This is a genomic window from Vitreoscilla stercoraria DSM 513 (assembly GCF_000382305.1).
Classification (GTDB): Bacteria; Pseudomonadota; Gammaproteobacteria; order Burkholderiales; family Neisseriaceae; genus Vitreoscilla; species Vitreoscilla stercoraria.
The window spans coordinates 92,516-113,103 of record NZ_KB908024.1 but is presented as its reverse complement, the minus strand read 5'-3'; the positions used below and the strand labels follow the sequence as shown (position 1 = coordinate 113,103).

The 20,588-nt window shown below is 44.3% G+C and carries 15 protein-coding genes; 4 read left to right on the top strand and 11 right to left on the bottom strand.

Annotated features, from left to right (window positions below; all coding sequences use genetic code 11):
* Positions 1-6: 6 nt before the first annotated feature.
* The 3 genes from pdxJ to H150_RS0106725 form a co-directional block, all read right to left on the bottom strand.
* On the bottom strand, positions 7-750 hold the full coding sequence (gene pdxJ / locus H150_RS0106735; RefSeq protein WP_019958289.1) for a pyridoxine 5'-phosphate synthase: 744 nt from the start codon (positions 748-750) through the stop codon (positions 7-9).
* A gap of 8 nt (positions 751-758) precedes the next feature.
* Positions 759-1,481, bottom strand: a complete 723-nt coding sequence (gene recO, locus H150_RS0106730; RefSeq protein WP_019958288.1) for a DNA repair protein RecO — start codon at positions 1,479-1,481, stop codon at positions 759-761.
* A 224-nt stretch (positions 1,482-1,705) separates the two neighbouring features.
* Complete coding sequence (locus H150_RS0106725; protein WP_019958287.1) at positions 1,706-2,248, bottom strand: hypothetical protein; 543 nt, start codon at positions 2,246-2,248, stop codon at positions 1,706-1,708.
* Between the two features lie 433 nt (positions 2,249-2,681).
* Between H150_RS0106725 and H150_RS0106720 the strand changes: the two genes are divergently transcribed.
* A complete protein-coding gene (locus H150_RS0106720) occupies positions 2,682-3,887 on the top strand; it encodes an HNH endonuclease (protein WP_019958286.1) in 1,206 nt (401 codons plus the stop codon).
* Positions 3,888-3,941: 54 nt separating this feature from the next.
* Here H150_RS0106720 and H150_RS0106715 read toward each other — a convergent pair whose 3' ends face one another.
* The 7 genes from H150_RS0106715 to H150_RS0106685 all read right to left on the bottom strand — a co-directional run bounded on the left by H150_RS0106715 (position 3,942) and on the right by H150_RS0106685 (position 16,086).
* The gene (locus tag H150_RS0106715; RefSeq protein WP_019958285.1) at positions 3,942-5,423 is read right to left on the bottom strand and encodes an NAD-dependent succinate-semialdehyde dehydrogenase; all 1,482 of its coding nucleotides are present in this window, start codon (positions 5,421-5,423) and stop codon (positions 3,942-3,944) included.
* Positions 5,424-5,500: 77 nt separating this feature from the next.
* Complete coding sequence (gene gabT, locus H150_RS0106710) at positions 5,501-6,790, bottom strand: 4-aminobutyrate--2-oxoglutarate transaminase (protein WP_019958284.1); 1,290 nt, start codon at positions 6,788-6,790, stop codon at positions 5,501-5,503.
* Between the two features lie 525 nt (positions 6,791-7,315).
* Positions 7,316-8,515 carry an acetyl-CoA C-acyltransferase gene (locus tag H150_RS0106705; RefSeq protein WP_019958283.1) on the bottom strand — a complete coding sequence of 400 codons (1,200 nt, stop codon included), beginning with the start codon at positions 8,513-8,515 and terminating at the stop codon, positions 7,316-7,318.
* Positions 8,516-8,577: 62 nt separating this feature from the next.
* Positions 8,578-10,947: a 3-hydroxyacyl-CoA dehydrogenase/enoyl-CoA hydratase family protein gene (locus H150_RS0106700; RefSeq protein ID WP_019958282.1), complete on the bottom strand. Its 2,370-nt coding sequence runs from the start codon at positions 10,945-10,947 to the stop codon at positions 8,578-8,580.
* Between the two features lie 77 nt (positions 10,948-11,024).
* The gene (locus H150_RS15270; RefSeq protein WP_019958281.1) at positions 11,025-12,824 is read right to left on the bottom strand and encodes an OmpP1/FadL family transporter; all 1,800 of its coding nucleotides are present in this window, start codon (positions 12,822-12,824) and stop codon (positions 11,025-11,027) included.
* A 132-nt stretch (positions 12,825-12,956) separates the two neighbouring features.
* Complete coding sequence (locus tag H150_RS0106690) at positions 12,957-15,386, bottom strand: acyl-CoA dehydrogenase (protein WP_019958280.1); 2,430 nt, start codon at positions 15,384-15,386, stop codon at positions 12,957-12,959.
* Positions 15,387-15,417: 31 nt separating this feature from the next.
* Positions 15,418-16,086 (bottom strand): TetR/AcrR family transcriptional regulator, encoded by a 669-nt coding sequence (locus tag H150_RS0106685; protein WP_019958279.1) that lies wholly within the window; start codon positions 16,084-16,086, stop codon positions 15,418-15,420.
* A gap of 111 nt (positions 16,087-16,197) precedes the next feature.
* On the opposite strand from H150_RS0106685, the gene H150_RS0106680 reads away from it, so the two are divergent.
* From H150_RS0106680 to H150_RS0106665, 3 genes are all read left to right on the top strand, one after another.
* Entirely contained in the window at positions 16,198-16,683 is a 486-nt protein-coding gene (locus tag H150_RS0106680) for a hypothetical protein (RefSeq protein ID WP_040755742.1), read from the top strand.
* A gap of 177 nt (positions 16,684-16,860) precedes the next feature.
* The gene (locus tag H150_RS0106675; protein ID WP_019958277.1) at positions 16,861-17,928 is read left to right on the top strand and encodes a 2,3-butanediol dehydrogenase; all 1,068 of its coding nucleotides are present in this window, start codon (positions 16,861-16,863) and stop codon (positions 17,926-17,928) included.
* A gap of 375 nt (positions 17,929-18,303) precedes the next feature.
* Positions 18,304-18,573, top strand: coding sequence for a hypothetical protein (locus tag H150_RS0106665; RefSeq protein WP_019958275.1), 270 nt, complete (start codon positions 18,304-18,306; stop codon positions 18,571-18,573).
* Positions 18,574-18,672: 99 nt separating this feature from the next.
* Here H150_RS0106665 and H150_RS0106660 read toward each other — a convergent pair whose 3' ends face one another.
* Positions 18,673-20,460, bottom strand: coding sequence for a 2-isopropylmalate synthase (locus tag H150_RS0106660; protein WP_019958274.1), 1,788 nt, complete (start codon positions 20,458-20,460; stop codon positions 18,673-18,675).
* Between the last annotated feature and the right edge of the window lie 128 nt (positions 20,461-20,588).

Here is a 20,588-nt window from a genome sequence, read left to right as displayed (position 1 = left end):
CAACCATTACCCTTCTTGAATCGCTGCCAAAGTACGTGCGCGGTGCATCACTTCTTTCATTTGTCGAATGGCTTCAGGCAAGCCCAAAAATACCGATTGTGCAATCAAAGCATGACCAATATTCAATTCACGAATGTGTGACAATTGCGCAATCGGTGTAACATTGTGAATGTTCAAGCCATGTCCTGCATTGACCACCAAACCCAATTCCGCCGCCAATTCCGCCCCTGCAGCAATGCGTGCCAATTCATAAGCTTGTTTTTCATGATTGTCAGCATCGGCATAAGCGCCCGTATGCAATTCAATCACAGGCGCGCCAACTTCATGCGCGGCAATGATTTGATCGGCATCAGCATCAATGAACAAAGACACACGAATACCTGCTTCTTTGAGTTTTTTCACATATTTAGCGACTTTTTTACGCTGCCCAACCACATCCAGACCGCCTTCTGTGGTCACCTCTTCCCGCTTTTCAGGCACCAAACACACATCTTCAGGTTGAATAACCAAAGCATGCGCCAACATCTCTTCGGTCAATGCCATTTCCAAATTCATGCGGGTTTTCAACACTTGCTTAATCAACGCCACATCCGCATCTTTGATATGACGACGGTCTTCACGCAAATGCAAAGTAATCAAATCCGCACCATGCGTTTCCGCCAACAAAGCCGCTTCCAACGGGCTAGGATAAGTGGTTCCACGCGCATTGCGCAAAGTCGCTACGTGGTCGATATTGACACCTAATAACATACTGACTCCTACAAATGAAGGTTGAGGTCTTGTTTCCATTGTTGTAATTGCTGCAAAACATCACGGCTGTGCAAGCCTTGCGGCAATCGAAATTGAATGAGGCTGCGATTCAAACGCAAAGCCTCTTTGTGGGCGACATCGCTCCAAGGTGTTTGTCCTTGCAATGCCAATAAAGTCGCGCCCGTTACCACAACTGCATCACGCATGTGATTGATACGAGCATCCGAACCGATTTTAAATGGTGCATTTTCAGGACGCATCCAATATTGGCTGTGTGCATCCAATGCTTGCTCATGCTCATCTTGGCGCAAATCAGGTGCCACGCCCAAGCTTTGCAATAAGCACCATTCAAATTGACGCAAGGCTTGGGCAGTCTGTTGATTGAAACTCAAAGCCTGCATCACCTCACACAGACCTTGATACAAATGCGGCATCGCATCTTCGCGCGCAGTCAATTTGAGCAACAATTCATTCACATACCAAGCACTCATCAAAGCCTGTCCTGTAGGCTGTGCCCAACCACCTAACCATTGTGCGGTATGCAAAGTGTAATGTTCATTTTGACCAAACCAAGCGGCCTGTAAAGGTACAAACGGCATCAACACACCACGCAAATCACTTTGTCGTTTGCGAGCACTCCGAGCAATCAAGGACAAACGCCCATAATCTCGGCTAAACACTTCCAAAGCCAAGCTGGATTCGCGCCACGGGCTGCTAGACAAAACAAACATCGGCTGCCCATCCACGCGGATTTTGGCGGTAGATTGTCGACTCAAAATCAGACACTTCAAATAGATATTGTGAAGGCAATTATAGCAAAGACTCCGTGTCCTCGCTTCATTGTATTTCCCGCAATAAGAGATGCATTTAAACCATCAAAAGTATGACAAAGCGTCCTGTAAATATTTACAGGACGCTTGATGGCATTCATTATAAAAGGATTAATGCTATGGCTTTAGCATTTGCTTAAAGCCACATCGGTTAATTTATCCCAATTGTCCACACCCAAAGGCGTTGCCGCCAAAATCGGGATTTCAAACAATTGCGACACCAAATTTTCTTCTTTGACATGGCTTAAATCACGATACGCTGCAATGGCATCCATCACCATATTCGCATCTTGATCTTTCACCAAAATCGGCACATTGTTTTTCTGCTCTGTTTGGTTCAATTTAATGAAAATTTTAAACTCTTTGCGCCGTGTGCCATTGTGTACCGACAATTCCAATACCGACAAAGCACCCAAATAACGTGTTCCCAAATCAGGCAATTGAAAGCGCAACATCAAACTGCCAATTTCCGCCTTAATCACCCGCTGGTTTTCAAATACCACCACCTCAAAACCATGTTGATTCAAAGCCTGCATTAACACCCTTTTTTGATGTTCTAAATAAGTTTCCAATACCGATTGAACCGCCCTGCTGCGCACTTGACGGGCTTCTTGCAATTGAGTGTCTAATTTGCTTTTCTCGGAAAGCCTTTTGATATTTTCCAACATGTTTCACCTCTTTCTCATCGTGACGGCACGTCATACACCTATTTCATTGCAAGTAAGCCTTACAACGGTTGGTGAGTTTTTACTTAATCCAGCTATTTTTAGAACAACTTATTTGTAACGTTTAACCAAAAACAAACATCCCATTCTAAAACCCAAGAAAAAACCTGTGAAAGCCAAGCACCCTAAAACACATTAAAAAAATCCATACGAAAATACAGTTTTATACATCCATCAAGACATTTTCATACGGCACCTTATCAGCATTCTGCACCTTTCCTACAGCACACTTATTGCTACTTATACCTATGATTTGACTAGAATTTCAACAAATAAGCAACTTATTTGATTAAAGTCAATCTCTTAAAAAGACAAGATAAAATTCACATTGCATTTAAAAATATCCATATCAATTACAAAACCCAAAGGATTAACCATGTTGAATCATTTCCACAAAGCTTGTTATATCTGCCAAGAGCAAAACAAGCCCACGCTCACAGAAGCAGTCATACCCATGGCTTTAGGCGGCACTCACAGTGCCAATAAACTCAGGCATGTGGCATTGTGTGACGATTGTCATCATCTTTTAAGCAAACAAATAGACGAACCCTTTTTACATTCTTATTTATTACAAACGGAAATGCTCAAAATATTCAATCAAACAACGCCCACACCTGAAATACTAGATTTCAAGCAATATCCCAGTTTAGAAAATCACATTCCAAACGATGAATGCATCGAATACCACGCCTACTCACACCATCTTTTATTCTGGCAAAAACGCCATCGTCATGTAGAGTCAGAATCCCATACAGCATCGCCAAAGTCCGCCCAATCTTCGACCATGTATTTGTTTTTTAATCCTCAAACCATTCAACAAGTGAGCATAGAAGACATTGTTTTAGCCGCAAAATCGGTGCGCAAACAATTTGAGCACATTCAAAAAATGACATTGTTGATTCATGTGAGCCCGCCCAAAAACACAGACACTGCATCCAAATCATGGCGTATATTACAACAGCAACTGAATAAGCAATTAAAGCCTTATCAAGCCAAATGCATATGGCAATCCAATTGCCAACATCCATTCCAAGCCTTATTACCATTACAAAACCAAGTTTCATTAAGCTTTGAAAACAAACCCACCATCCAAGAAGCCACCCGTTTTTTATCGCGTTTGTCATTGGGTTTATTCACCGCTTACTTGGGAGAAGATTTTTTACAACATCCTATTGCCACCAAACTCTTACACAATATAAAAAATCCCAATTTGCCAGAAGCCGTTTTAAAACAATACCAATTACATACAGATAGCCATACAGAAGTTTCGGCCTTATTGACCTCGCCTTTAAGCATCAACATCGGCATCACCCATGTACTGGGCAAAGTCATTTGTTTTATTTCCATCAATCATGTGTTGATGTTGTTGGATGTGTGTTTGCTGTCCGATTTGCCCATCAATGCACAAAAAAAACTACATTTAGCCCCATTTGAAGACTCAGACCAAGGCTTAATTTTAAGCTTCACAGCCTTGGATTCACACTATCGAGAAAATGAATTTGCAGCATTCTTCACCGAAAAATCCACCCGCATGAGCGATTGTAAATTCCATTACGAGGTACAAGCATGTTTACACTCATGACAAAAAAGCGTCCTGTAAGTTACAGGACGCTTTTGAATATGCTATGAAAATGAATTACTTGTCCAAGCCTGCCAACAATACATATTTCACTTCAACATAATCTTCAATGCCGTATTTCGAACCTTCACGACCCAAGCCAGATTGTTTCACGCCACCAAATGGTGCGGCTTCGTTAGACAAAATGCCCGTATTCAACGCCACCATGCCGTATTCCAAACCTTCAGACACGCGCACAATGCGGCCAATATCGCGAGTATAGAAGTAAGACGCCAAACCAAACTCGGTATCGTTCGCCCACTCTAATACTTCTGCTTCAGTTTCAAACTTAAACACAGGTGCCAATGGACCAAACGTCTCGTCTTTGGCAAATTGCATTTCTTGAGTCGCACCCGTCACAATGGTCGGTTCAAAGAACAAACCGCCCAATGCGTGTGGCTGACCACCGATTTCGACTTTCGCGCCTTTGCTCGTGGCATCAGCAATATGCTCTTCCACTTTTTTCACTGCATTGGCATCAATCACAGGACCAAAATTCACACCCGCTTCCAAACCGCTACCAATAGACAATTTTTCTACGGCTGCTTTGAATTTCGCGACAAATTGGTCATATACGCCGCTTTGAACGTAAATACGGTTCGCGCACACGCAAGTTTGACCTGCATTGCGGAATTTGCAAATCATCGCGCCTTCCACTGCCGCATCCAAATCAGCATCATTGAACACGATAAATGGTGCATTGCCGCCCAATTCCATCGATACTTTTTTCACCGTAGATGCACATTGTTCAATCAGTTTGCGACCGACCTCAGTGGAACCTGTGAAGCTGAATTTTTTCACACGGTCGTCTTTGGTCAACACTTGGCCAATTTGGCTAGAACTGCCTGTTAACACGTTGAACACACCTTTAGGAATGCCTGCACGGTCTGCCAATTCAGCAATGGCCAAAGCCGAAAACGGTGTTTGCGATGCAGGACGCACCACAAATGTACAACCTGCTGCCAAAGCTGGCGCAGCTTTGCGTGTAATCATCGCATTCGGGAAATTCCAAGGCGTAATGGCGGCACACACGCCAATGGGCTGTTTGGTAACCAAAATGCGTTTGTCCAAGCCCAATGATGGGATAATGTCACCATAAATACGCTTGCCTTCTTCGGCATACCATTCAATGTAAGAGGCGCCATAAGCGATTTCGCCTTTGGCTTCTGACAAAGGTTTGCCTTGTTCGATGGTCAAGATTTTACCCAAATCTTCTTGGTGTTCCATCATCAAATCAAACCATTTGCGCAAGATTTGGCTGCGTTCTTTGGCTGATTTGTTTTTCCACGCATTCAATGCCGCAGATGCCGCAGTAACGGCACGATCCGCTTCTGCTTGACCCATTTGCGGCACAGTACCAATGACTTCACCATTAGCAGGATTGGTCACTTCAACGGTTTCGCCACTGTCGGCATCCAACCATTCACCATTAATATAAGATTGGTTTTTGAATAAAGCGCTGTCTTTCAATTGCAATGCAATGTCTGCTGCTTGAGTCATACTGAATCATCCTTCGTATATTTTGATATCAATAAGGCGCCCTGTAAGTTACAGGACGCCTTTTGGCGCAATGGGAATTAAGCAGTCGCTGCTTGAGTCGCTGCATATTTCAAAGCAGCTTCCAATGTGTCTAATGCTTCTGCAAACACTTCGTCTTCAATCGTTACTGGGAATAAGAAGCGCATTACGTTGTAATACATACCGCAAGTGAGCAAAATCAAACCGTTTTCCAAAGCGTGTGTTTGCGCACGTTTGGTGAATTCTGGATCGTGTTCGTTGGTATCTGGCTTCATGAATTCAACCGCAATCATACCGCCCAAACCACGTACCACGCGAATTTGTGGTACTGCTTCTTGCAAGCTTTCCAATCGTGCACGCAATTGGTCGCCCAATTGTTGTGAGCGTTCGCACAATTTTTCTTCTTCAATGACATCCAACACCGCCAAAACAGCCGCCAAACCCAATGGGCTGCCTGCGTAAGTGCCACCCAAGCCGCCTGCAGCAGGTGCATCGATGATTTCAGCCTTGCCTACCACGCCAGAAATCGGGAAACCACCTGCCAAAGATTTGGCCATGGTAATCAAATCAGGCTTCACACCCGTTTGCTCGGTTGCAAACAAAGTACCCGTACGTGCAAAGCCTGTTTGTACTTCGTCAAAAATCAACACAATGCCGTGTTCATCACACAAATCGCGCAAGCCTTGCAAGAAATCAAATGGCGTGACGTTGAAACCGCCTTCACCTTGAATCGGCTCGATGATGATGGCAGCCACTTGTTTTGGGTCAATCGTGGTTTTGAATTGCAATTTCAAGCTGGCCAAAGCGTCTTCTGAACTCACGCCGTACAATGGATTTGGGTATTGTGCGTGCACGATGTCTGCTGGGAATGGACCAAAGCCCAATTTGTACGGAGCCACTTTGCCCGTCATGCCCAAAGTCAAATTGGTACGACCGTGGTAACCACTTTGGAAAGAAATCACGCCTGGGCGGCCTGTATAAGAACGCGCTACTTTCACTGCGTTTTCTACTGCTTCTGCACCAGTCGTTAAGAAGAATGTTTTGGCTGTGCCGTTAACAGGCGCTTTGGCATTGATGCGCTCTGCTGCCAAAGTATAACTTTCGTAAGGCACAACTTGATAACAAGTGTGACTGAATTTGTTCAATTGCTCTGCCACGGCTGCTTGCACTTTAGGATGCAAATGACCAGTATTCAACACACCAATACCACCTGCAAAGTCAATATAACGATTGCCATCGGTATCCCACAACTCTGCATTTTTGGCTTTTTCGATGTAGAAATCGCACATGATGCCCACGCCACGAGCGGTGGCTGCTTGACGACGTTGGGTAATTTCAGTCTTGTTCATTGCATATCCTAACTATGATAAGTTGTGTGTCTGACAACAACGCTTTCAAAACACCTAAAGGCGACCTGTAAAGCGCGGTTTGAGGTTTGATCTTGCATCCTATTTTCTATAAAAGCCTCTCATAACCACATCAAGAAATCAAGATACAATGCAAAATAAATTTCACCAGTCAAATTACTGTTTCGACAAGTGAAACAATAATGAATATATAAATAATTAATTTCATCATAATCAGAATGCCAACTGACTTACCAAATCACTTATTTTTCTTCAATAATTCAAATCTATAAACATTTATACTCAGTTTGAATACTGCACTTTAGCCACATCCTCACTCAATATATTATTCAAAATTCATAACAAACGTTTCAAGACAGCCCTATTCATTGCAATGGCAACAGAAATTTTAAAATGCACTGGATTCCAACTGATTTGAGTGTCTTTTTCCTGCCAATTTTTTATCACACACGCATAAAAAAACCCTCTCGAATTCTCAAGAGGGCAAACGGGAATCAAACTTTACAATTACAAAACTTCAATCAAACCTGCCGCACCCATGCCTGTGCCGATACACATCGTCACCATGCCATAACCTGTTTCACCACGACCTCGCATACCGTGAATCACAGTCGCTGCACGAATGGCACCAGTGGCGCCCAACGGATGACCCAAAGCAATCGCGCCGCCATTTGGATTGACAATTTGCGTGTCCAATTCCAAATCGCGAATCACTGCCAACGCTTGCGCAGCAAACGCTTCGTTCAACTCCATCCATTTGATGTCAGCCAAAGAGCGGCCTGAAGACTTCAATACCGCAGGAATCGCTTCTTTAGGGCCAATGCCCATGATTTCAGCCGGCACACCACGCACCGCAAAACCATCATAACGCGCCAATGGCGTGAAACCGTAACGCTTCATAGCTTCTTCCGAACACACTAACAACGCACCTGCGCCGTCGGACATTTGTGAAGAGTTGCCCGCAGTCACAGAGCCTTTGGCCGCAAATACAGGACGCAATTTCGCCAAACCTTCCAAAGAAGTGCCTGCACGTGGACCTTCATCGGTGTCTAACAATTTGCGCACAATTTGCGCTTCACGCGTTTGCAAATTGGCAGAACGGTAAATCGCTTCAATCGGACTGATTTCAGCTTTGAATTTACCTTGTGCAATCGCTTCTAAAGCACGGCGATGGCTTTCCACAGCAAAAGCATCTTGGTCTTCGCGCGAAATATTCCATTGATTTGCAACATTTTCAGCGGTCAAACCCATGCCATAAGCAATCGCAATGTTTTCATCTTTTTCAAAAATAGCAGGGTTCAAAGCGACTTTGTTGCCCATCATCGGAATCATCGACATGGATTCCACGCCTGCGGCGATGGTGATGTCAGCTTCACCTGTGCGAATGCGGTCAGCCGCCATTTGCAAGGCATTCACGCCTGATGAACAATAGCGGTTAATGGTGATACCGCCAACGGTGTTAGGCAAACCAGCGAGCAACACGCCAATACGTGCCATGTTCAAGCCTTGTTCCGCTTCAGGGAAAGCACAGCCTGCCACCACATCGTTGATGTCGCGCAAATCAAATTCAGGCACTTGTGCAATCACACTTTTGATCACGTGCGCCAACATGTCGTCAGGACGGGTCGTGCGCAACATACCGCGTGGGGCTTTGCCAACTGGTGTACGGGTTGCCGCAACAATATAAGCATCTCTCAATTGAGTCATTTAACTATCTCCAAATTCGTTTTTTAAGCGTCCTGTAAACCTTTACAGGACGCTTAAAGGCATCAGTTGCGCAATGGTTTACCAGTAGACATCATGTTCTCGATGCGCTCCAAGGTTTTCTCTTGTTGCAACAAAGACACGAACACTTTGCGTTCTAAATCCAAAATCCATTGTTCATCGACAATCGTACCTGCGTCCACATCGCCACCGGTCATCACGTCGGCAATTTGGCTGCCCAAATACATGTCGTATTCGCTGATGAAGCCGCCCTCTTTCATGTTCACCAATTGGCCTTTAATCGAAGCGGCACCGGTGCGACCTGCCACAGCAAATTTTTGCTGAATTTCAGGACGCCAGCCAGAAGCGGCCAATGCGCGCGCTTCGTTCAAAGCGACAAACAACAATTCATACGCATTGAATACCACGACCGCATCTTCATTCAAATAGCCCAATTCTTTGGCTTCCAAAGCACTTGTTGCCACTTTCGCCATCGCCAAATTCATGTAACGGTCTTTTAAGGCCGCTAACAAATCGCCTTGGCTCGCACGCGCCGCTTTCAATGCAAAATCTTTGCTGCCGCCGCCTGCTGGAATCAAGCCCACGCCCACTTCCACCAAACCGATGTAAGACTCCAATGCCGCCACGACTTTGTTTGAATGCAATACAAACTCACAACCGCCACCAAAAGCAAAACCTTGCACCGCAGAAACGGTTGGAATGTGGCTGTAACGCAAGCGCATCGAGGTGTCTTGGAACAATTTGACCATATCTTCGATGGCTTGCAAATCACCTGTGGCAAACGCTGGCATCATCGATTTCAAATCTGCACCGACTGAGAACGGTGCTTCAGGTGCCCAAATCACCAAAGACGAGAAACGCTCTTCGGCAACATCAATGGCTTGATTGATGCCTTCCAACACTTCGCGGCTAATCGCACGATTTTTGTTGGTATTTTCAATCACCAATACTTCACCGTCCAAAGTGAACGCGTGAATCGCATCGGTTTTGAACACGGTTTCGCCCAATGCTTTTGGAGATTCTCCAAACAATTTCGCTGGCAAATATTGGCGTTTGTAAACGTCCAATTGGCTGCGGCCTTCGGCTTCCAAGCTAGAGAAATTCAAGCTGCCAGCATCTGAATGTACGCCTTCACGACCGTCTAATACCCATTCAGGCAACGGCTCGCTGCTCAACGTTTTACCAGCGGCAATGTCTTCTGCTACCCATTTAGCCACTTGCGTCCAGCCAGCGGCTTGCCAAATTTCAAATGGACCCATGTCCCAACCGAAGCCCCAACGAATCGCAAAATCGATGTCACGGGCATTGTGAGCGATGTCTTTGGCATGAACGGCGATGTAATGGAACACATCACGCATGCACGCCCACAAAAATTGTGCTTGTGGGTGTTCAGATGCACGAAGTGCCGCCAATTTTTCGCCCCAAGTTGCCGCTTTCAAAAGTTCAGTGACTTCTTTGTCGGCTTTTTCATTCGAAGCCACGTATTCGCCGCTGTTAGCATCCAATACAAAAATGCGCTTGCCTTCTTTTTTGAAAATACCTGCTTTGGTTTTCGCACCCAAAGCACCTTTTTCAATCAAGCCTGTCAACCAAGTTGGCAAACCAAAATGCGCGTGCCAAGGATCAGCCTGTAAATGGTCTTGCATGGTTTTAGCAACGTGTGCAAACGTGTCCAAACCCACCACGTCAGCGGTACGGAATGTAGCAGATTTTGGGCGACCCAAACGCGCGCCCGTCAAATCGTCGACCACATCAAAACGCAAACCATATTGCGCAGCATTGGCCATCGTCGCGAGCATCGAGAACACGCCAATACGGTTGGCAACGAAGTTAGGCGTATCTTTAGCGCGAACCACGCCTTTGCCTAAGGTCGACACCAAGAAACGCTCTAAATTGTCCAATACCGCAGCATCGGTTTCTTGGCATGCAATCAATTCTACCAAATGCATATAGCGTGGCGGATTGAAGAAATGCACACCGCAAAAACGGTCTTTCAATTCTTTAGAAAACACGCCTGCCAATGTTTCAATCGACAAGCCTGAAGTATTGGTCGCAAAAATGGTTTTTTCACCCAAATACGGTGCCACTTTGCTGTACAAATTTTCTTTGATGTCTAAGCGCTCAGCCACTGCTTCAATCACCAAATCACACTCAGACAACAACGCCAAATCATCGTCATAATTGGCGGCTTGAATGTATTCAATCGCAGTTTTGCTGGCCAAAGGCGCTGGTTTTTGTTTTTTCAACGCAGCCAAAGCTTTTTCAACGATGGCATTTTTTGGACCTTCTTTGGCTGGTAAATCAAATAACACGGTTGGTACTTTGGCATTAGCCAAATGAGCGGCAATTTGCGCACCCATGACACCTGCGCCCAACACGGCTACTTTGCGTACCACGAGCTTGTTTGATGACATAAGAAAACCTCTTTTTTACGAACAGGGTTATGAATCAGGTGCAGATGGGCAAGCCCATCCGCACTTTGCTTGATTAATTAAAAACGGTAAGTGTATTGAACACCTAAGATTTGACCATTGCTTTTGAATTTGGCCGTACCATCGGTTTTACTGCTCACGTTGGCTTGTGCATACGCATTACGATCGCCTGTACCATAACCATTCACGATTGCATCGGAATTTTTGATATGAATATAGCTGTATGCAAAGTTCACAGTGTTTTGCTTGTTGATGTCGTATTTCGCACCCAAAGAGAACCAAATACGATCATTGTCTGGCAAAGTACTCATGCGGAAACTTGAATCGCGTACAGGTGATTGGTCGTAAGCCATACCAAAACGCAATTGCAATGGCTCACTGTATTGATAAGATGCACCCACACCAACTTTCCACGTGTCTTTCCAGTTTGGATACAAGCGGGTTTTACTAGATTGTGAACCTGCAGTTGCAGCGTCTTCATCGCCCGTTTGTGCAGTGGTCACTGTTTTCAAATTGCCGAACTGTAAGATGGCTTGATTGAAACGAGAGTGACGCGTCCATGTTGCATCGGCAAACACATTCCATTTTGGATTGGCTTTCCACATACCATGTAAAGACAATGACTCAGGAGTGACAATTTTCACACTGGCATCTTCTTTGGCTTTGTAACCACGGTCGCGAATTTGCTGTGACAAAGTACTACCTAAGTTGGGATTTTGAAAAGACTGACCAACCAAAATCCATTCAGCATCGCCTTTCAAATCGTGTTCAACTTTAGAACGGTAGTTCACACCCACACGAACTGACTCGTTGATGTCCCACATCCATGCCAAGTTATAACCAAAACCCCAATCATCACCTTTGACTTTGGCATAACCATCAGCATCACCATTACCACTGGCACTCATATTGGCCAATTGACCATCTACAGCTTGTTTTTGTGCCGTTACCGTTTGTTGCTGTTTCGTAACGCCTGCAAGCTGCGTTTGCAAAGCGGTGCGCTCTGCCACAGCTTTATCGCGTGCTTGTTGAGTGCCTTCTAATTGCGCTTGTAATTGAGCACTGTTTGGATTGGCTTGCAAAGCCGCTTGTAATTGAGTAATGCCAGCTTCCGCTTGAGCAATACCAGTATCATATTGAGCAATACCGCCATTCAATTGTGCGATACCCGCATTCAATTGCATTAAACCAGCTGCCGCCTGTGTCGAACTCTCAGCCAATCCTGCTCGCAATGCAGGTCCAAAGTTGGCATATTGACGCAATTCAGCAGTGGTATGCTGCGCCACCAAGCCAATACCAAACGAGTGATTGTCATTCAATTTGAATGCCACAGTTGGTTGAATCGCTATGGTTTGTAAGCCCAACTCATTCAAGTTATAACGCAAAACCGAATTATGTTCGTATTCAGTACCTGAGCCGAACGGCACGAAACCACCAATACCCACACTCACACGATCATTGACTTGATGAGAAGCATAAAAATGAGGGGCAAACGTCGGGCCTGGGTCAATTTTATCTGAATTAAAACCACTGATACGCTCACCTTTTCCCACAGTACCATCAGTTGGTGAACCATCTGGATTGGTAGGGTAATAACCTTTGGCATCATCAACTTTAATACTAGGAAAAACGACATTCAAATTGATGGTCGCTTGTGTGCCTGGCAATTTAGTCAAACCCGCAGGGTTATAAAAGATAGTCGATGGATCTGCCGCTTCTGCAGCTGATGAGTTAGCAGTGGATTGTGCACTGACAGACTGCGTACCAAAATGATAACCAGAAGCATGTGCTTGTGCAGTCAATCCCGCCAAAATCAAAACACTGGAAATTTTTACGGTAGTGAGGAAGTGTTGTTTCATACTCTATTTTCTCCGAGGCAAATGCCTGTAACAACATAAAGGGTCGTCATTGTATATTTTTTAACCCATTTGTTTAGATAAATCATACTGACTCACTTAGCATAATTAGTAAGCCAGTATGGGTTTAACGACTTAGAAAACGTGACGCTCTAACAATTTATCATCATGTTGCTCAAGTTGCATATCAAAATCATCCACCATCACCACTTGGCGTTTTAACTGGCGCGAGCGCACAATCAAATCGTATTCTTGCTGGGTAATGAAAGCGCTATCCAATGCTTCTTGCAAACGCAACGCTGGAGATGCCGCAGACAATTGATTGTCACGTTCCAATTTGCGCACTTTCTTTTCAGCCGCTTCTGCTGCCAAAACCGCAGCATGTGCTGGCGCTAAAACACCAATTGGATCTTGTTCGTCTTGGGGTTTGAACATAAAACGAGTCAAGCGATTCAAAGCCTCATCGCCTTTCATCATTTCATTGGCCACTTTGCTGCCCAATTTGTCACTAGGAGCATCAATATTGTGCCCCGCTGGCATGGTCAATACACGCAAAATCCAAGCAATCGGACGGTTAGGCAAGTTTTTCAACACACCATCCATCGCCACTTGTGCATCATACAAAGCTTGTTGTGCTGCATATTGCATCACAGCTTCATCAGACTTAGGTGAGCCATCACGCTCGAATCGTTTCAGGACGGCTGAACAGATGTACAAATTAGAAGCAACATCACCCAAACGAGCAGACAATTTTTCTCGGAATTTCAACGAGCCACCCAAGCTGAACATGCACATATCAGTGAGCAAAGCAAAGTTAGCTGCCAAGCGATTCATTTGCTTGTAGTAAGGTGCGACCACACCTTTACGAGGTGAACTGCTCAAGCAACCATTGGTCAAACTCAACCAAAAACTGCGTACAATATTGGTCATGACAAAATGCACATGTTTGGTGAATGCTTGATTGAAGGCAGACGCATCATTGTTGGTTGCCGCCATCATTTCACGCAATACATAAGGATGGCTGCGAATTGCACCTTGACCGAAAATCATCAAGCTACGGGTCAAAATGTTGGCACCTTCTACGGTAATGGCAATTGGAATCGCTTGGTAAGCCGCTACCAGATAGTTGCGTGGACCTTGCACCACAGTACGACCACCATGAATGTCCATTGCGTCATTCAAAACTTTGCGCAAACGCTCAGTATTGTGGTATTTCAACATCGCTGAAATCACGCTAGGTTTTTCACCAATATCCAAACCTGTCAAAGCCAAGTCTTGTGAGGCTTCCATTTGATAAGTATTGCTGATAATGCGCGCCAAAGCTTCGTCTACACCTTCAAATTTACCAATTGGCAAACCGAATTGGTCACGAATACGAGAATACAAGCTGGTGGTATAAGATGTGGCCAAACCGCCTGCAACTGAATTCGCTGGCAAAGAAATGCAACGACCCACAGACAAACATTCAACCAGCATCTGCCAACCACGACCAGCATACGCCACGCCACCGATAATCCAATCCAACGGAATGAACACATCAGCACCCCAAGTAGGACCATTCATGAATGCACTGCCTGATGGCCAATGACGGCGACCAATATTCACGCCCTCATACTCAGCGGGAACCAATGCACAAGTGATACCAATGTCTTTTTTCTCACCCAACAAACCATCAGGATCGTACATTTTGAATGCCAAACCCAAAACTGTTGCCACAGGTGCCAAAGTAATCCAACGTTTTTCCCAAGACACGCGCACACCCAAAACATCTTCATGGCGCTCACCTGTGCGAGGGTCTATGTAAGAACCTCGAGTCACCACACCAAAGTCAGGAATACCACCAGCGTCCGAACCTGCAGACGGACTGGTCAAAGCAAAACATGGAATGTCTACGCCTTTGGCCAAACGTGGCAAATAATAATCTTTTTGCGCGTCAGTACCATAATGTTGCAACAATTCACCAGGACCCAAAGAGTTCGGCACCATCACAGTTACCGCAGCACTGCCACAACGGGTCGCAATTTTAGTCACAACTTTGGCATGGGCGTAATTGGAAAACTCCAAACCACCGTATTGTTTTTTAACAATCATGCCCAAGAAACCTTGCTCTTTGATGAAATCCCAAGCTTCTTGCGGCAAATCCTTCAACTCATGATTAATTTGCCAATCATTGAGCATATTGCACAACACTTCTACTGGGCCATCAATAAATGCTTGCTCTTCAGCAGTCAATTGTGGATTTGGATAATTCAGCAATTTTTGATAATCAGGTTTGCCTGAAAACAATTCGCCATCCCACCAAACCGTACCTGCATTGATAGCTTCTTGCTCGGTTTCTGACATTGGTGGTGTCACTTTTTTGAACATGCTAAATACTTTTGGCATGTATATATTCTGTACCACCGGCAAACAGAACACCAAACCAACCACCAATGGCAACAATGCCAACCAATAACAGCCGCCAATGAGGGCACCTACAAACGCAGCCAAAGCAATCATCCAACCTTTAGCACGCATGTAAGCTACAATCCCACCCAACAGCAGCATCAAGCCTAAACTTAACATGACGATTCTCTCCTAAAAATGAAACCGCACCTCAAGGTGCCGTTAAACCTGCCACCACAAACGGCACCACGAAGCGTGCTACCTGCTCTGGATTTTTAGCATTGACCCACTCACGACGAGCCAAAGCCTTCAATACATCATTACCTGCAAAACTGTTAAACAAAGTACTCAATGCAATGTGCATGCGCCAACGGACAGTTTCTTTATCTAAATGAGGCAATGCTTGTTCAAACCAATGCAATATTTTTTCAATTACATCTACATATTCTTGTGCCAATTGCTCACGGAATGTTTTGTATTCATCTAGCATTAAACGTGAGACCAAACGCGTCACTAAAACCGCCCCACGCTCGTATTCACGCGCATAAAACAAACACACATCCACAAAAGCCTGTACCAAATCTTCCGCTTTTACCAATTGCTTTTGTTCAATTTTTTGCTGCATATTGTCCAGCACCATAGCCACAAATGGCGCAATACGGCGCTTTAAGACTGCTAAAAACAAACTGTCTTTACTGCCAAAATGGTAGTGCACCGCGGCCACATTGACTTCGGCTTCTCGTGTCAATTGGCGCATTGAAGTAGCAAAATAACCATGCACCGCAAAATGTTCTTCTGCCGTGATCAGGATTTTCTCTATGGTAAGGCTGTCTATTTGGCTCATGGCATTCAAAACAATTAAAACAAGTGTTTGAAACATACGTTTTAAACACCTTACTGTCAACACCTTAGCCATAAAAAAATGATGCAAACTATCCAAAACCGTCACAGATGATTACACTATTGAAATTATTAAATTAGGAATAAAACAGTGCTCGGAAGATTGACAGCATTGCCCATAATCGTGGTTTTATTGGATATTTGGTTTGGCTTGGGATTGAACATTTTCCAAAGCTTGAACAGTACCCATACTACGGCCCCCAATGTTCTCACCGCAGTCCCTGACGTGGCTTTCAACTGGCTACAAGTCATGGTGAACGCTGGTATGGTTGTCATCATCACTTTTTCATTGGTCATATTGTTACAACTGAATAAAGCCATGAGCCAAAATCAGGCTTATGCCTTAGGACCATTTCGCCTCTTAGGTTTGTTTTTGACCTTAGCATTCAGCTTGCCGGCGTTGTATGGCTTTAGCATGACTGTCTGGCAGTTGCTACAAGGGCATTGGGTCATTTCTTTAGACAATTTGCGTTATTTGATAACCGCTTTGAGCATGATTGCTTGTGCCATAATCTGTTTGTGGCGAGTATTTTTTTGGTGGCGTTTTTACAAACAAAGTCGAAAAATGGCGACCTGATATTTTTCAAAACAAGCTTGAAAATCAAGCTTGTTTTTTTATTTATATAAAATCAAATAAAAAACTAATGGCATATTTGATTTACATTAAAACCAATCAACCTATATCAAGCTAATCTTTTCTATCTTATTGATTTTAAAATCAACCACTGTAATACTCACATCAAAGGATTTGAAAATGAAAGCAGCCCGTTTTTATGACCGTGGTGACATCCGCATCGAGGACATTCCTGAACCTGTTGTCGCCCCAGGCACCGTGGGAGTAAAAGTGGCTTGGTGCGGCATTTGTGGTACCGATTTACATGAATTTATGGAAGGTCCTATTTTCATTCCACCTTGCGGTCATCCACATCCCATTTCAGGCGAATCTGCACCCATTACCATGGGTCATGAATTCTCAGGTGTGGTATATGCAGTGGGCGAAGGCGTGGACGACATTGAAATCGGTCAACACGTGGTGGTAGAACCCTATATTATTGCCGATGACGTGCCAACAAGTGTGGGCGACCATTACCATTTGTCTAAAGATATGAATTTTATTGGTTTGGGTGGTCATGGTGGCGGTTTGTCTGAAAAAATCGCTGTCAAACGCCGTTGGGTACATCCCATCGCCAATCACATTCCATTAGATCAGGCCGCTTTGATTGAGCCTTTGTCTGTTGGTCACCATGCATTTGTGCGCAGTGGTGCTCAAGCTGGTGACGTGGCATTGATTGGTGGCGCAGGTCCCATCGGTTTGTTATTGGGTGCGATTTTGAAAGCCAAAGGCTTGACAATCATCATGACGGAGCTGAGCGCTAAGCGCAAAGAAAAGGCGTTAAGCTCAGGCGTTGCCGATTATGTTTTAGACCCATCTGAAGTCGATGTGGTCGATGCCGTGAAAAAATTGACCCAAGATAAAGGCGCAGATGTCGCATTTGAATGCAGCAGCGTGAATAAAGTCTTGGACCAATTGGTCGATGCCATCAAACCCACAGGCGTGATTGTGATTGTATCAATTTGGAGCCATCCTGCCAGCGTCAACGTCCACAGCGTGGTAATGAAAGAATTGGATGTGCGCGGCACCATCGCGTATTGCAACGACCATCAAGAAACCATCAAATTGGTAGAGGCTGGCAAAATCGATTTAGAACCTTTCATCACCCAACGCATTGGTTTAAATGATTTAATCAGCAAAGGTTTTGAAACTTTGATACACAATAATGAATCTGCTGTCAAAATCATTGTGAGTCCTGATTTAAACTGACTTTTATGTCATTGTTGTAATAAATCGACAAGCGTCCTGTCAATATTGACAGGACGCTTGTTTTTTTTTGGGTTAATCCAAAAATTTATTTCATATTTGCTCAACCACAAAATATCGACCAAAACAACGCTCATCCCTTTTGTTGTTAGTTGAATCAACCACCTACGAATCCATACACCCAAAAATCAACTTCTATCAAATACTTTCATTCATACATTAAATTATTATATTCAAATTAAATACTTATATAACAAAAGGTTAATTAAAACATTTTGCTTTACTTAAAAAGCATTTTTTCTGTATAAATAAGTTTCATCAGTACCAAAATTCTGATTGCCCAAATCAAAAAAATGAATAATAAGAAGGAGAACCATAATGATGCATCTGCCCTCTTCCAGCTACCAATTGACCTGTCCTGATTGCCAATGGCGCAGCCCTATTCATCATGAAAATGCCATATCTCAAGATGCAGCTGCACTGACAAAATGTCCTATTTGCGACCAATCTCATCTGCATGCTCAAGCCGTACACATGCTAGATTGGCTGTTTGAGCAAGCGATGCACATTGATGCTCATCACAAATTGGACACTTTGCATGCGATAAATAACGACTTAGAAGCCATGAGTTGCTCTTTCGTTGCTTAAAAACCATTTGAAAAAATTCAACATAAAAAAGCGTCCTGTAAATGATTTACAGGACGCTTTGCCTCTCTTCTACTTATTATTTGATTTAAATATTTTTATTTAAATATTGCCCTGCGCTTTGATACGCTCATTAGGCTTGTTCAATTTGTTCAATGCCGAAATATACGCTTTGGCACTGGCAACAATCACATCCGTATCTGCACCTTGACCATTGACGATAACACCTTCACGCGACAAACGCACAGTGACTTCGCCTTGGCTCTCGGTACCTTCAGTAATGGCATTGACCGAATACAATTGCAATTGCGCTTCGCTCGGTGCAATCGATTCAATGGCTTTGAAGACCGCATCCACAGGACCCGAACCTTGGCTTGTGGCACGGTGTTCTTGTCCTTGTTCACTCATCACGATTTCTGCTTGTGGCAGCTCACCGGTCTCAGTTTGGATTTTCAGCGACAAATATTTGTAGCGGTCTGGGGTAATGCTGATCAACTCGTCCGATACCAAAGCATGCAAATCTTCATCAAAGATTTCACGTTTTTTATCGGCCAATTCTTTAAAGCGCGCAAACGCAGAATTCAATGCTTCTTCGCTTTCCAATTGAATGCCCAATTCAGCCAATTTGGTTTTGAAGGCATTGCGACCTGACAATTTACCCAAAGTCAAACGGTTAGCAGTCCAACCCACAGATTCCGCTGACATAATTTCGTAAGTTTCACGACATTTCAAAATGCCATCTTGATGTATGCCAGATTCGTGTGCAAACGCATTTGCACCCACAATTGCCTTATTCGGCTGCACAGGATAACCAGTAATGGTCGATACCAATTTAGACGTTGGTACAATTTGTGTGGTGTCGATGCCAGTTTCCAAGCCAAACACATCGTGACGGGTTTTCAATGCCATCACAATTTCTTCCATGCTGGCATTGCCCGCACGTTCACCCAAACCATTAATCGTACATTCCACTTGGCGCGCACCACCCATCACCGCTGCCAATGAGTTAGACACAGACAAACCCAAGTCATCGTGGCAATGGGCTGACCAAATCACTTTGTCACCGCCAACTGTGCGAGTGATCAATTCGCGGAAGAAATTTTCAGTTTGGAATGGAATGGCATAACCCACCGTATCAGGAATATTAATCGTGGTCGCACCTGCGGCAATCACATCGCCACAAATTTGCACCAAGAAATCAATGTCTGAACGCAAAGCATCTTCACATGAGAACTCCACATCATCGGTATATTCACATGCAATTTTAACCGCCTTAACCGCCGCTTCACGCACTTGGTCAGGCGACATTTTCAATTTGTGTTCCATGTGCAATGGGCTGGTCGCAATAAACGTGTGAATGCGTTTTTTAGATGCAGGCGCAATCGCTTCACCTGCCGCACGCACATCACGCTCATTAGCACGAGACAAAGAACACACAGTTGATTTGGTAATCGTTTTGGCAATCGTATTGATGGCATCAAAATCACCCGGACTTGCCGCTGCAAAACCTGCTTCAATCACATCCACACCTAATTTTTCCAACTGGCGCGCGATACGAATTTTTTCTTCTTTGGTCATGGCTGCGCCAGGCGATTGCTCACCATCGCGCAAAGTAGTATCAAAAATGATAACGCGGTTGTTGCTGGACATATTGGTACGCTCCAAATGAGGTTGGTGTTGTATGAATGCATTCAAGTCCAAAGGTCGACCTTGTGCTTGGGCAAGCACCGTCAATTTTTGCAATTGTCCAAGAGGCAAAGAAGAACGCGCCCGCCATTTGTAAATGGCTGCAGTCGACACCACCTCTGTGGGATAATGTTGTTTCCAAGCGGCTGCCAAGGCATTCACTCCACCAAAGTAGTCGATTAAACGAGCAATATCCAGTTGCATACTAGACCTTTTGTCTAAAATTATTGATTAAAACAGCTCAAACAGCAAGATTAGTTGCTATTGTAGAGCAATTTTGGACAAAATCAAGTCTTATTTGAAAAAATTATTGTCAAAACCACCTCTGTTTG

What these genes read in the sequence shown, in the direction of transcription:
- pdxJ (WP_019958289.1), bottom strand. Translation starts at nt 750, where the DNA reads ATGTTATTAGGTGTCAATATCGACCACGTAGCGACTTTGCGCAATGCG.
- recO (WP_019958288.1), bottom strand. Translation starts at nt 1,481, where the DNA reads ATGTTTGTTTTGTCTAGCAGCCCGTGGCGCGAATCCAGCTTGGCTTTG.
- H150_RS0106725 (WP_019958287.1), bottom strand. Translation starts at nt 2,248, where the DNA reads ATGTTGGAAAATATCAAAAGGCTTTCCGAGAAAAGCAAATTAGACACT.
- H150_RS0106720 (WP_019958286.1), top strand. Translation starts at nt 2,682, where the DNA reads ATGTTGAATCATTTCCACAAAGCTTGTTATATCTGCCAAGAGCAAAAC.
- H150_RS0106715 (WP_019958285.1), bottom strand. Translation starts at nt 5,423, where the DNA reads ATGACTCAAGCAGCAGACATTGCATTGCAATTGAAAGACAGCGCTTTA.
- gabT (WP_019958284.1), bottom strand. Translation starts at nt 6,790, where the DNA reads ATGAACAAGACTGAAATTACCCAACGTCGTCAAGCAGCCACCGCTCGT.
- H150_RS0106705 (WP_019958283.1), bottom strand. Translation starts at nt 8,515, where the DNA reads ATGACTCAATTGAGAGATGCTTATATTGTTGCGGCAACCCGTACACCA.
- H150_RS0106700 (WP_019958282.1), bottom strand. Translation starts at nt 10,947, where the DNA reads ATGTCATCAAACAAGCTCGTGGTACGCAAAGTAGCCGTGTTGGGCGCA.
- H150_RS15270 (WP_019958281.1), bottom strand. Translation starts at nt 12,824, where the DNA reads ATGAAACAACACTTCCTCACTACCGTAAAAATTTCCAGTGTTTTGATT.
- H150_RS0106690 (WP_019958280.1), bottom strand. Translation starts at nt 15,386, where the DNA reads ATGTTAAGTTTAGGCTTGATGCTGCTGTTGGGTGGGATTGTAGCTTAC.
- H150_RS0106685 (WP_019958279.1), bottom strand. Translation starts at nt 16,086, where the DNA reads ATGTTTCAAACACTTGTTTTAATTGTTTTGAATGCCATGAGCCAAATA.
- H150_RS0106675 (WP_019958277.1), top strand. Translation starts at nt 16,861, where the DNA reads ATGAAAGCAGCCCGTTTTTATGACCGTGGTGACATCCGCATCGAGGAC.
- H150_RS0106665 (WP_019958275.1), top strand. Translation starts at nt 18,304, where the DNA reads ATGATGCATCTGCCCTCTTCCAGCTACCAATTGACCTGTCCTGATTGC.
- H150_RS0106660 (WP_019958274.1), bottom strand. Translation starts at nt 20,460, where the DNA reads ATGCAACTGGATATTGCTCGTTTAATCGACTACTTTGGTGGAGTGAAT.